General features: G+C 68.5%; 15 protein-coding genes. 12 read left to right on the forward strand and 3 right to left on the reverse strand.

Going from position 1 to position 12,206, the window contains the following annotated elements:
• Positions 1-146: 146 nt before the first annotated feature.
• The 10 genes from OG432_RS11170 (at position 147) to OG432_RS11215 (ending at position 6,368) form a co-directional block, all read left to right on the forward strand.
• The gene (locus OG432_RS11170; RefSeq protein WP_240003588.1) at positions 147-416 is read left to right on the forward strand and encodes a hypothetical protein; all 270 of its coding nucleotides are present in this window, start codon (positions 147-149) and stop codon (positions 414-416) included.
• The gene (locus OG432_RS11175) at positions 394-906 is read left to right on the forward strand and encodes a DUF6879 family protein (RefSeq protein ID WP_328310319.1); all 513 of its coding nucleotides are present in this window, start codon (positions 394-396) and stop codon (positions 904-906) included. Before OG432_RS11170 ends, OG432_RS11175 begins: the two co-directional genes overlap by 23 nt.
• Before the next feature lie 26 nt (positions 907-932).
• Complete coding sequence (locus OG432_RS11180; protein WP_328310321.1) at positions 933-1,775, forward strand: helix-turn-helix domain-containing protein; 843 nt, start codon at positions 933-935, stop codon at positions 1,773-1,775.
• 154 nt (positions 1,776-1,929) lie between these two features.
• Entirely contained in the window at positions 1,930-2,313 is a 384-nt protein-coding gene (locus OG432_RS11185; RefSeq protein ID WP_099201442.1) for a hypothetical protein, read from the forward strand.
• Positions 2,310-2,849 (forward strand): NUDIX domain-containing protein, encoded by a 540-nt coding sequence (locus tag OG432_RS11190; protein ID WP_328310323.1) that lies wholly within the window; start codon positions 2,310-2,312, stop codon positions 2,847-2,849. Before OG432_RS11185 ends, OG432_RS11190 begins: the two co-directional genes overlap by 4 nt.
• Before the next feature lie 394 nt (positions 2,850-3,243).
• On the forward strand, positions 3,244-4,044 hold the full coding sequence (gene dapF / locus OG432_RS11195; RefSeq protein WP_328310325.1) for a diaminopimelate epimerase: 801 nt from the start codon (positions 3,244-3,246) through the stop codon (positions 4,042-4,044).
• Positions 4,041-5,132: a D-alanine--D-alanine ligase family protein gene (locus OG432_RS11200; protein WP_328310327.1), complete on the forward strand. Its 1,092-nt coding sequence runs from the start codon at positions 4,041-4,043 to the stop codon at positions 5,130-5,132. The genes dapF and OG432_RS11200 overlap by 4 nt, the downstream gene beginning before the upstream one ends.
• Positions 5,133-5,169: 37 nt before the next feature.
• Positions 5,170-5,691, forward strand: a complete 522-nt coding sequence (locus OG432_RS11205) for a C39 family peptidase (protein ID WP_328315066.1) — start codon at positions 5,170-5,172, stop codon at positions 5,689-5,691.
• Complete coding sequence (locus tag OG432_RS11210) at positions 5,691-6,065, forward strand: glutamate ligase domain-containing protein (RefSeq protein WP_328310329.1); 375 nt, start codon at positions 5,691-5,693, stop codon at positions 6,063-6,065. The genes OG432_RS11205 and OG432_RS11210 overlap by 1 nt, the downstream gene beginning before the upstream one ends.
• Before the next feature lie 9 nt (positions 6,066-6,074).
• Positions 6,075-6,368 carry a DUF6087 family protein gene (locus OG432_RS11215; protein ID WP_328310331.1) on the forward strand — a complete coding sequence of 98 codons (294 nt, stop codon included), beginning with the start codon at positions 6,075-6,077 and terminating at the stop codon, positions 6,366-6,368.
• 252 nt (positions 6,369-6,620) lie between these two features.
• Here the strand turns inward: OG432_RS11215 and ychF are convergent, their stop codons facing one another.
• Positions 6,621-7,709 carry a redox-regulated ATPase YchF gene (gene ychF, locus OG432_RS11220; protein WP_328310333.1) on the reverse strand — a complete coding sequence of 363 codons (1,089 nt, stop codon included), beginning with the start codon at positions 7,707-7,709 and terminating at the stop codon, positions 6,621-6,623.
• Between the two features lie 219 nt (positions 7,710-7,928).
• Between ychF and OG432_RS11225 the strand changes: the two genes are divergently transcribed.
• Complete coding sequence (locus tag OG432_RS11225; RefSeq protein WP_328310335.1) at positions 7,929-8,537, forward strand: DUF6542 domain-containing protein; 609 nt, start codon at positions 7,929-7,931, stop codon at positions 8,535-8,537.
• Between the two features lie 247 nt (positions 8,538-8,784).
• Here the strand turns inward: OG432_RS11225 and ppgK are convergent, their stop codons facing one another.
• Both ppgK and OG432_RS11235 read right to left on the reverse strand, forming a co-directional pair.
• Entirely contained in the window at positions 8,785-9,543 is a 759-nt protein-coding gene (ppgK, locus tag OG432_RS11230) for a polyphosphate--glucose phosphotransferase (RefSeq protein WP_328310336.1), read from the reverse strand.
• Between the two features lie 38 nt (positions 9,544-9,581).
• The gene (locus tag OG432_RS11235; RefSeq protein WP_328310338.1) at positions 9,582-10,571 is read right to left on the reverse strand and encodes a 4-hydroxy-3-methylbut-2-enyl diphosphate reductase; all 990 of its coding nucleotides are present in this window, start codon (positions 10,569-10,571) and stop codon (positions 9,582-9,584) included.
• A gap of 201 nt (positions 10,572-10,772) precedes the next feature.
• Between OG432_RS11235 and OG432_RS11240 the strand changes: the two genes are divergently transcribed.
• On the forward strand, positions 10,773-12,203 hold the full coding sequence (locus OG432_RS11240; RefSeq protein WP_328310341.1) for an APC family permease: 1,431 nt from the start codon (positions 10,773-10,775) through the stop codon (positions 12,201-12,203).
• The last annotated feature ends 3 nt before the right edge of the window (positions 12,204-12,206 follow it).

The raw sequence follows: 12,206 nt of genomic DNA on the forward strand, positions 1-12,206 counted from the left end.
GCTGATCGACTTCTCGTCCCCCGCTCGTCTGCGCGCCTACAGTCACCCGTGAAGTGCTGGCAAGTTCGGGCAAGTTCCTCGCGTTCCAACGGGGGCGGGGGCAAGCTCTGGCATGGGAAGCATCACCCGCATCCGAGGAGGACATCATGGCCCTGCGCATGCTCGGTAAGGACCCCAACAGCCCTGACGGCAACTCGCCTACGATCTACGTGGACGACGAGACCGACAGGTACCTCGTCCAGGGGTTCAAGGTCCTGGACGAGGAGCGGCTCAAGCAGCTGAACCTCCCCCCGCACGAGGGGGCGGTGGAGATTCCCCGCTATATGGCGCAGTTCTTCCTGGCAGAGGACAGGGAGGCCGCTACCAAGGACACCGAGCCGGAGGTGGAGAAGGGTGTCGAATCCCCCGACGTTTAAAGAGCTGTTCCGCGACTGCCAGCGGACAGCCGTCCACCTGGAAGCCCGCGACGCCTACAGCAAGACGCACTCGACCTTCGTCGACTGGAAGGCCGGCAGGCAGATCGACCCGGCCGAGCGCTGGTCCGCATGGCACTCGATCGTCTCGGAGGCGGTCTCGCGAGGTGTCGAGGTGCGTCGAGCCCGCATCGTCTCGACGCCTGTGAGCGAGTACATCCGCTTCGAGCACGAGGTGACCGAGGGGCTCAACATCGCGGCGGGCGAGCAGGTGCGGTGGCTCCCTCGGCGGAACGCTTCGGATCTACTCGTGCCGGGCAACGACTTCTGGCTGTTCGACTCCCGGCTGCTGTACCTGAACCACTTCGACGGGGAAGGCGAACCCACAGAGCCCGAGATCACCGAAGACCCGGAGATCGCGAAGCTCTGCGAGTCGGCCTTCGATGCCATCTGGAGCAGGGCGATCCCGCATGCCGAGTTCGAAGCCCGCTAGGCACCACGCATAGGACCGTCACTCCCATGGAATCGGCATCTTCGAGCGCCCAGGAAGCACGCAAGGCGCTCGGGAAACGCCTCGCAGAGATCCGGGTTGCGGCCGGACTCACCAAGCGAGCCCTTTCTGAAAAACTGGAGTGGCACGAATCGAAAGCATCGCGCTTCGAGAGCGCCAAACGCGCGCCCTCGGAGCGCGATCTTCGCGAATGGTGCAGCGCATGCGGTGCTGACGACCAAGCGGACCTTCTCGTCCAGACTGCCCGCCGCATCGAGGGCATGTACGTCCAGTGGCAACAGTTGGAGAGCGGCGGGCTCAAGCAGGCCCAACAATCAGCCCTTCCCCTTTGGGATCGGACTCAGCAGTTCCGCTTTTACTCGCCGTGGCTGATCCCTGGACCGGTGCAGACGGCCTCCTACATCAAGGCGTTGCTGACCTCCATCCGCGACCGTCGCAACACGATCGACGATGTTGACGCGGCTGTTGAGGTCCGCCTTGAAAAACAGAAGATCGTATACACGCAGCGCACATTCGCCATCCTCTTGGAGGAGAGCGCCCTCTACAACCGGATGGGCGGCACCGATGTGATGGTGGGCCAACTCGGCTACCTGCTCAGTGCCATGGCCCTCCCCAGAGTGGCTATCGGGATCATTCCCCGCCACATCGAGCGACCGCTCATGCCCGTCGAAGGCTTTTTCATGTTCGACGACCACACAGTCAAAGTCGAACTCGTCTCAGCCCACCTTACGGTCGAGCAGGAGCCTGAACTCCGCATGTATGCACAGACCTTCGCCGAGCTTTACGAGATGGCCGTGTTCGGCTCGGCTGCTCGGGAAATAATCACTACTGCCATCGAATCGTTCGGGTGACCGACTGGCAAGTCCGGGCAAGTTCCGCTTGAGCGCGGCAAGTTCCGGCACGTTTCACTACCTCCTGGCAAGTGCGGGCAATTTCCTGGTGCTCCGGATATCTCCATCCGTAGCTTGATGCCACGGCTCCAGAACTTGCCCGGAGGAGGCTGGGATGGCTTTGGCAAGTACCGGCAAGGCGTTGGGGGCGGCCGAGGAATCGGCCGAGAATCCCCCCGTCGACACCGAAGGAATTTCCTTACGCACGGATTCGATCCTCGCGATGCGGATGGGGTCCACGACCCGCGAGGACATCGACGAGGTCACGCCGGCAGTCGTCCAACACCTGAACCTCCTGCTCGACCAGGACCTGGGGGCGGACGAGGACGCCGAGGTTCAGCAGCTCGTCCGCAAGGGTCTTACCCTGATCGACTCCAAGGAGCGCCCGACCGCGGAGACGCCGACCTTCGGGGCGTGGCTCTACGCCCGGGACGTCGCTACGCTCACGCGGCGGCTGCTCTGGGTCTACACCGAGCGCAACGGGCTGGGCGCGCCATGAGCGTCAAGGAAGACCAGATCATCCGGGAGCTCTCCCACTATCTCCACGAACACCCCGGCGACCAGATGGCGTTGATGCCGGTGTACGACGCCGCCCTCGACCACTCGCGGCGCCAAGCCTGCACGCACGACCAGCGCTGTCCGCTCGTGATGACGGCGGCCGTCGTCGTCGACGAGCGGGACCGCGTCCTGTGCCTGCGGCACCAGGGCGGCTACGCCCTCGCGGAGGCCGAGCCGGAGGATCAGGACGACTCACTCAGCGAGGCGGCCCTCCGCCTGCTGGTCGAGGAGGTCGGCATCCGGGACGTGTGGACGCAACCCGGAAACGAAGGCCCCTTCCTGGTCGACGTGACGCCCGCGAGTCAGCACGCGTATGGCCCCCGCCTCCGGGTCGGCATTCGTTACCTCTTCCGGGCACACGCAAGCGCCGTGCACTCGTCGGTGCTGGAAGCGGGCGCGGCGGCCTGGGTGCCGCTGTCCGAAGTCAGCATGCCGCCGCTCCGCGGCCGTCTGGAGAGCCTCCTGATCGGAACCTGATGAGCCCCCGAAACGAACAACTCGCCTACCTTGCCAGCCTTGTGATGCTCGGCGGCACCCTCCTCTACGCCATCTGGAGGGGCTGATGCACAAGCGCAAGGCTGCGGAATTGCAAGCCAAGCCGACTCCCCCTGTCGGGACAGTCGAGCAGCGGAACAGGCCGCCGGGCGATGTGCGCATAGGCGACTTCCTGTACCTCGATGGAGCGTTCCAGCGAGTCCGGGACATGAGGGCCGCCGGCACATCAGCCCACCGCGTCTTGCACTTCACCGGGCGCGCCCCGGTGATCATGCGCGAGCCCCGGACTATCTACCGGCCCCTCGAACTTCTCTGACCCAAAACCCATCCGATTATCTCTCGACCCTTCTCACCTCACGCCGCGAGGAGCTTCGCCATGCGCTTCCGCAAGATTCACGGGGCCGGCAACGACTTCGTCCTGCTTACCGACCTCGGCCCGGCCGACAAAAGGGAGTGGCCGAAGGAGGCCGAACGCCTCTGCGCCAGACGTACTGGCATCGGTGCGGACGGCCTTGTCATCAGCAGCCGGGTCAGCGATGAGCCGACCGTTCTCGAAGTCGACTGCTTCAACGCGGACGGCTCGGTCGCCACGATGTGCGGCAACGCGCTGCGCTGTGCGGCGTGGGCAGCCCAGTGCGATCAGGGCTTCCGGACGATGCAGCTTCGCATGGCAGGTGTCCTGCACGAGGCAACCGTCGACACCGACTCCGTATGGGTCACAGCCGAAGTGGGTGCCATCCAGCCCCGCGTCTTACAGACGATCATCAACGGCAGGCCAACGTGGTTCGACAGCGCGCACACCGGCACGGAACACGTCGTCGCCGTCGTGGACGACGTGGACGCCATCCACGCGGAAGTGGTCGGCCGAGTCGTTCGGCACCACAAGAACGTGGCGCCGATCGGCACGAACGTCAACTTCGTCCAGCGCCTCGGCCGTCAGGCGCTCAAGATCCGCACCTACGAACGCGGTGTCGAAGCCGAGACGCTCTCCTGCGGCAGCGGGGCCGTCGCAGCCGTTGTCGTCGCCACCATGCGCGGCCTCGTCGCCAAGCGCGAAGTCACCGTTCACAACCGGGCCGGTGAACCGCTCACCGTCCGTCCGCACCACGACCGCCCGGAACGGGCCGCCTGGGTTGGCGGACCGGTCACCCAGACCTTCGAAGGGGTATTCGCATGACCGTCTTTCTCGACTCGACCTCGAAGCAAGCGGCGCAGAACGCCGCCGAGAAACTCCGCGAGTGGGGGCGAGGCCGGCAGGGCCTCGGCGTCGCCCTCATTTACGGACCGGTGTCCGCCGAAGACAGGCTCTACCACTCCGAGTGCCCAGTCGAGCAGCGATCCGTGACCGCGCTGGGCAAGGCCCTCGAAGAGATCGGCGCGCGGTGGAACGTGCTGGACCCCACCCAGCCCGACTTCATCAGGGAGCTGGTCTCGTACGACGTGGCCCTCTCGAACCTGCACGGCCCCTACGGTGAGGACGGTCGTCTTCAGGGCCTGCTCGACTACCTTCGCGTGCCCTACTGCGGCAGCGGGGTGCAGGCATCCGCGGTGGCCGCTGACAAGATCCTCTGCAAGCGGGTCATGCTGACCCTCGGCGTCCCGACGCCCGGTTGGCGCGTCTGGTCCGGCGGACCGGTGAACTGGGGCACCCGGGACGTCATGGTGAAGCCGCCCTTCGGCGGGTCCAGCGTGGGCATGAGTCTCGTCCGTGACGCAGCCAACCTGCCCCGCGCCCTGTCGGAGGCCGCTGGCGAAAGCGGCGACGAGGTGCTCGTCGAGGACTACGTCGTCGGTACCCCCGTGACCGTGGGAATGCTGGAGCTTCCGGGCGGCTCGGTGATCGTCTTCCCGCCGCTGACCACCGAGGCGACCGATGCCGAGTTCTACGACGCCGACACCAAACTCGACGTGGACTCGAAGGGCGCCGTCACCGTCCGGGCCGCCGAGCTGGAGCCCGTAGCGATGAACCGGATCGCCAGGGATGCCCGGACCCTGTGGGATGGGATCGGACTACGCGGCTCGGCCCGCATCGACTTCATCGTCACCGAGAAGGACGACGCGTACGTGCTGGAGGTCAACAGCACGCCGGGCATGTCCCGTGACAGCAACTTCGCGGTCGGGGCGGCGATGGTCGGGCTCACGCACACGGATGTCGTGCTGGCGATGCTTCATGAGGCCCTGGCCCGGTCGCCGTACGATGTCCCCCTGCCCACTCCCGTGTTCTCCAGCACCACGGTGACGCGGGAGGCTGCCGTCTCCCTGTAGGAGCAATGCCACTGTGCCGCGCGCCCACGAAGTCCCCATGTGCCGACAGCTCATCACCCCCGCCGAATGGGATCTCCACGGAGGATGGGCACTGGGAGACAGGATCGAGTGGTCCAACCGGGCGTGCGGCCTGGCGTCACTGAGAATGATTTTGCTGGCCTACGGGTGCGAGGCACCAACGGTGACGGAACTCCTGAAGCTCGCCGTAAAGCACGAGGTTTTGACCCCGCGTGGAGCGCTTCACGCGGGGATCGCGAACCTGGCGACCGAGCTCGGAGTTCACTCCCAGGCGGAAGCCGTCCCCGTTGAAGGTCTGCTCGGCCGCCTCGACGACGCTCCGCTCATCGTGTCCGTGACCGAGCAATTCCCCGAGGACGGCCGCAAGGGCGGGCACCTCGTCATCCTTCGCGGCTACGAGAGCGGCCCGGACCCAACCATCCACTTCCGCGACCCATCGGCCTGGGGCCAGGAGAACGACCAGGTACCGCTCAGTCGCCTCTCCCACTCATACACCGGACGCGCGATCACCTTCGCGCCCCTAAACAACGGAGACTCTTGATGACCGAGGCAGACGGCGGAACGCGCCCGGCCGAGGGCGGCCGGACGATCGCCGTACTCGGAGAGATGCTCGAACTGGGCGACGACTCACTTGAGGCCCATCGCGAGATCGGGCGCTACGCAGCCGAGCAAGGAGTCGAGATCCTGCTCGGTGTCGGCAACAGCCCCAACGTGAAGCAACTCGTCCTCCACGCGGGCGCGGCCGGCGTACCCAACCTTGCCCTCGTTGCTGACAACGAGACCGCCGCCGACTTCCTGGAAAAGATCCTCGTGCCCGGCGACAAGGTGCTCATGAAAGCCTCACGAGGCGGCATGCTCTGGCAGATCGCCCAGCGACTCACCGGACAGCCCGTCACAGGGCTCGGGGACCACTAGGTTGGCAGGATGAACGACGAGCCACTGGAGGAGTGGGCGGAGCGCCGCGAAGCGAAGATCGGCCGACTTCGCGCTGTCCCCATCGTCACCGGCGACGGCCCCAGAGGGGCGCACCTGAACCCCGACGCACCGCGCGCCATCGAGCGATGGAACGGCTACTTCTGGGAGCCGTACGCCTTCGCGGCCAGCCTCGCAGAGGCGAAGCGCATCCTGTACCCCGAGGCCAATACTCCCGCCGTTAGCCCGCCCGGCCTCGCGGGGCAGCCACTCGCCCCGGGCAGGGGCAGACACCGAAAGCCGTAGGCACCTCAAGGCCCCGGCTCGTTCCCTCACCCGAGGTGGATGAGCCGGGGCTCTCTCATGCGGTGGAGGCCCCTGAGAATCCAGCACGAATCCAGCACGGTGCGGATGACGAGGGGTGATGACAGGTGACGAGCCGTCAGATTATCCAGCACCGATCCAGCACGGGAAAAACTAAGGGGCCCGTCTCAAGAGAGTCGGACCCCTTCTGACCTGCATGTTTGCCAGATCAGCGAAGTGGTGGTATGTCACCCACTACACGTTGAAGCGGAACTCCACCACATCCCCGTCCTGCATCACATACTCCTTGCCCTCCATCCGCGCCTTGCCGCGCGAGCGGGCCTCGGCCACGGAGCCGGCGTCGATCAGGTCGGCGAAGGAGATGACCTCCGCCTTGATGAAGCCCTTCTGGAAGTCGGTGTGGATGACACCGGCCGCCTCGGGGGCCGTGGCGCCCTGGGGGATGGTCCAGGCGCGGGTTTCCTTGGGGCCGGCCGTGAGGTAGGTCTGGAGGCCCAGGGTGGCGAAGCCGACGCGGCCGAGGGTGGCGAGGCCGGGCTCCTCCTGGCCCATGGACTGGAGGAGTTCGAGCGCCTCGTCGTCGTCGAGCTCGATCAGCTCGGACTCGATCTTCGCGTTGAGGAAGATCGCCTCCGCGGGGGCGACCAGGGCGCGCTGCTCGTTCTTGAAGTCCTCGTCGACCAGCTCGTCCTCGTCGACGTTGAAGACGTACAGGAACGGCTTCGTGGTCAGCAGGTGCAGCTCGTGCAGCAGGTCGCCCTGCTCGGTGCCCTTGGTGATGCCGTGCGAGAAGAGGGTGTCGCCCGCCTCGAGGATCTTCTGGGCCTTCTCGACCGCCGCCAGGACCGCGATCTTGTCCTTCTGGAGACGGGACTCCTTCGTCAGGCGCGGCACCGCCTTCTCGACGGACTGGAGGTCGGCGAGGATCAGCTCGGTGTTGATCGTCTCGATGTCGTCCTTCGGGGACACCTTGCCGTCGACGTGGACGACGTTCTCGTCCTTGAAGGCGCGGATGACCTGGCAGATCGCGTCCGACTCGCGGATGTTCGCGAGGAACTTGTTGCCGAGGCCCTCGCCCTCGCTCGCGCCGCGCACGATGCCTGCGATGTCGACGAAGTCGACGGTGGCGGGCAGGATCCGCTGGGAGTTGAACACCTCGGCGAGCTTGGCAAGGCGGGCGTCGGGGACGCCGACGACGCCGACGTTCGGCTCGATGGTGGCGAACGGGTAGTTGGCCGCCAGTACGTCGTTCTTGGTCAGGGCGTTGAACAGGGTCGACTTGCCGACATTCGGCAGACCGACGATTCCGATCGTGAGCGACACGTGGCGACTTCCCGGTACGAGGGCGGTGGACGGTCCGGAGGGTGGACCGCCCACCAGTTTACGGGCGCGCGATCCGGGCGGTGACGGCCCCGGCCACCACCCTCGATCCCGCCCGTCCCGCCTCGCGACCGGGCCCACGCCCTCGAACGTGTGGGCAAGCTCGGCCAAAGGGCGTGTCCAATGGTCGGTTACTCCCCCGCGGCGACCTACGTTGGTGCGGTGGAGCAATACAGGACACGCACCCCGCAGCGCGGACAGCGACCCCGGACACCGGGGCCGGCGGCTTCCCGGGCGCCCATCGGCGGAGCCGCCGGGGCCGCCGGGGCGGCGGTGAGCGGTGAGAGCGCCGCCGTCTACCGGGCGGCCGGCCGCACCAGGCCGGTGCCCCCCGTCGTCCTCGCGCTGCGCAGACTGCCCTCCCCCCGCCTCACCGGGCTCGGCGGCGGCCTGCTCGCCGCGGCGCTGATGTTCGCGCTCGGCGGCCTGGACTGGCTGCTCCTCGACGGCTCACCCGCGGTGTACGGGGTGCTGTTCCTGCTGGTCAGTGCGGTCACCGCGTTCTGGGTACGGCCCGCCGACCTCGTCACGGCGCCGATCTGCGTACCGATCGCCTTCGCCGTCGGGATCGTTCCCATCGCGGGCGGCGCCGGCGGCTTCGGCGGGCAGACGATGGCCGTGGTGACGGCGCTCGCCCTGCACGCGGGCTGGCTCTACGCCGGGACGCTGGTGGCCGGCGTCATCGCGACCGTAAGGAGGGTCCGGCTGATGAGGAGCCGGCGCACCCTCAAGAAGTCCGGAAGCGGCAGCGGGCCCGGCGGCCGGCGCTAGTCGGGTACGGCACGCGAGACCGGCCCGGTCCACTCCGGCCCGGTCCGCTCCGGCCCGGTCCACTCCGGTCCGGCCCGCTCCGGCCCGGTCCGGTCCAGTCGGGTCCGGCCCGCTCCGGTCCGCTCCGAGTACGCGTACGGGAGCAAGGCGGCGCCCCGGGCGGAAGCCCACAAGCCACGCACCCACAAGCCGTGCACTCGCAAGCCACGCCCCCACCCACCGCCGGCCCCGGCCCCGCGCCCGCCCCCTACCGTTCCGCCGCGGCCGCCACCATCGCCGCCCCCACGATCCCCGCGTTGTTCTGGAGCTCCGCCGGGACGATCTCGGCCGTGATGCCCTCGATCAGCGGGATGAACTTGTCGGCCTTGCGGCTGACGCCGCCGCCGATGATGAACAGCTCGGGCGAGAACAGCATCTCCACGTGGGCCAGGTACTTCTGGACCCGGCGCGCCCAGTGCGGCCAGCTCAGGTCCTTGTCCTCCTTGACCTTGGTCGACGCGCGCTTCTCCGCCTCGTGGCCGTTGAGTTCCAGGTGGCCGAGCTCGGTGTTGGGGACGAGACGGCCGTCCACGAAGAGCGCGCTGCCGATCCCCGTACCGAAGGTCAGCAGGATCACCGTGCCGTTGCGGCCGCGGCCCGCGCCGAAGTTCATCTCGGCCACACCCGCCGCGTCCGCGTCGTTCACGACCGTGACCGGCAGGCCGCCGAGGCGGTCGGCGACCAGGCGGGCCGCGTCGACGCCCACCCACTTCTCCGCCACGTTCGCGGCGGTCCGCACGGTGTTCGCGGTGACCACCCCGGGGAACGTCATGCCGACGGGGCCCGACCAGCCGAAGTGGCCGACCACCTCCGCGATGCCGTCCACGACCGCCTCCGGGGTCGCCGGATGCGGAGTCAGCACCTTGTGGCGCTCCTGCGCCACGTCCCCGCGGGCCAGATCGACCGGGGCACCTTTGATGCCGGTTCCGCCGACGTCCACTCCGAACACGTTCCTCATGGCGTTCATGAGATCCACGGTACGGGTGGACGGGCGGACCGGCGGGGCTACTCGCCCGAGAGCCCGGCCGCTTCGGCGCGCAGGTCGCGGCGGAGTTCCTTGGGGAGCGAGAAGGTGATCGACTCGTCGGCCGTCTTCACCGTCTCGACGTCGCCGTAACCGCGCTGGGCCAGCCATTCCAGGACGCCGTCCACCAGCACGTCCGGTACGGAGGCGCCCGAGGTCAGGCCGACCGTGGTGACGCCCTCGAGCCAGGCCTCGTCGATCTCGTCGGCGAAGTCCACCAGGTGGGCGGCGGGGGCGCCCGCGTCCAGGGCGACCTCGACCATGCGGATCGAGTTCGAGGAGTTCTTGGAGCCGACGACGATGACGAGCTGCGCGTCCTCGGCGAGCTTCTTCACGGCCACCTGGCGGTTCTGCGTGGCGTAGCAGATGTCGTCGCTGGGCGGCGAGAGCAGGTTGGGGAACTTGTTCTTGAGCGCGTCGACCGTCTCCATCGTCTCGTCGACGGAGAGCGTGGTCTGGGAGAGCCAGACGACCTTCGACTCGTCGCGGACCTCGACGTTCGCCACGTCGTCCGGGCCGTCGACCAGGGTGATGTGGTCCGGGGCCTCGCCCGAGGTGCCGATGACCTCTTCGTGGCCCTCGTGGCCGATCAGGAGGATGTCGTAGTCCTCCTTCGCGTACCGCACGGCTTCCTTGTGGACCTTGGTGACCAGCGGGCACGTGGCGTCGATGGTGGCGAGCTTGCGCTCGGCGGCCTCCGCGTGGACGGTCGGGGCGACACCGTGCGCGGAGAACATCACGATGGAGCCCTCGGGCACCTCCGCGGTCCGCTCGACGAAGATCGCGCCCTTCTTCTCCAGGGTCTGCACGACGTACTTGTTGTGGACGATCTCGTGCCGGACGTAGATGGGCGCCCCGTACTGCTCCAGGGCCTTCTCCACGGCGATCACGGCACGGTCCACGCCCGCGCAGTAGCCGCGGGGAGCGGCGAGCAGGACCCGGCGGGCAGCTGTAGCAGTCATGCCGTCCATGGTAGGGGCACGCGCCGACAGCCCCGCCGCACCCGTCGACCGCCCGGCCCGGCGACCGCCGGGTCCGTCAACCGTCCGACCCGGCAGGTCAAGCGTCCGACCCGCCGATGAAGCGACCCTTCGCACCGGCCCGGGTGCGCCCCTGCGCCCGACTGGCTTGCCCGGCGGGCCAAAGGGCGCCCGGCCGGTGAGACTGGCCGCATGAGTGGCGTACGAGGGGAACGCGAGCAGCACGCGGACGACGTGGCCGAGGAGGCCGGGCAGCTGCGGCGGAGCCTCGGGTTCCGGGACCTGGTGGTCTACGGGCTGCTCTTCATCGCGCCCATGGCCCCGGTCGGCATCTTCGGCACCCTGGACGCCAAGTCGCACGGCGCGGTCGCCCTGGTCTACCTGGTGGCGACCGTCGCCATGGGGTTCACCGCGTACAGCTACGCGCAGATGGTGCGGGTCGTGCCGCTGGCCGGATCGGTGTTCGCGTACGCGCGCAAGGCGCTCGGCGAGGGGCCGGGATTCATCGCCGGGTGGATGGCGATGCTCGACTACCTGCTCATCCCGGCCGTCGCCTACCTCTTCTCCGGCATCGCGATGAACTCCCTGGTCCCGTCGGTCTCGCGCTGGGTGTGGACGGCGCTCGCCGTGGTGCTCACCACCCTCCTGAACCTGTGGGGCGTGCGGGCCGCGGCCCGGGTCGGCTTCGCGGTGCTGGCCATGGAGATCGTGGTGCTGCTCGTCTTCGTCGTGTCCGCGGTGGTCGTGCTCGTACGGGACGGGGCGCAGCGCGGCTGGCTCTCGCCGCTGAGCGGGGACGCCGGGTTCACGCTCGGCGCGGTCCTCGGCGCGGTGTCCGTCGCCGTCCTGTCGTACCTGGGCTTCGACGCGATCGCGACGTTCGCCGAGGAGGTGACCGGGGGTTCGGCGAAGGTGGCGCGGGCCGTGCTGTTCTGCCTGGTCCTCGCCGGGTCCCTGTTCATCGTGCAGTCCTATCTGGCGGCGCTGCTCGAACCGATGTCGTCGGCGCAGCTGGCGGCCGATCCGGTCAAGCAGGGTTCGGCCTTCTACGACACCGTGGAGACCTCGGTCGGCGGCTGGCTGCACACCCTGGTGGCGGTCAGCAAGGCGATCGGTGCGGCGTTCGCCGCGCTCGCCGGGCAGGCCGCGGCGGGCCGGCTCGTCTTCGCGATGGCCCGCGACCGGCGGCTGCCCCGCGTCCTGTCGCACACCGGCTCCGGGGTGCCGCGGCCCGCGCTGCTGCTCGCCGCGGTGGTCACGCTGGTCGCCGCGGTGTGGGCGGCCCGGCGCGACGACGGCATGGACCACCTCGTCTCGGTCGTCGACATGGGCGCGCTGACCGCGTTCTTCCTGCTGCACGTCTCGGTGATCGCCTGGTACGCGGTGCGCCGCATGGAGGGCGCCTTCAGCTGGCTGAGCCATGTGGTGGTGCCGGTGCTCGGCGCGGCCGTCATCGTCGCGGTGGTCTGGGAGGCGACGGCCACCGCCCAGCTGGTCGGTCTCGGCTGGCTCGCGGTGGGCCTGGTGGTGCTCGCCATGCAGTGGGGCCGCCGCTCGGGCCCCGGCCCCGGCCCGGACTCCGAGCCGCCCGCGCGGGGCGGAAGTGTCGGTGGCGCGGGCTAGCCT

Source organism: Streptomyces sp. NBC_00442 (assembly GCF_036014195.1).
Classification (GTDB): Bacteria; Actinomycetota; Actinomycetes; order Streptomycetales; family Streptomycetaceae; genus Streptomyces.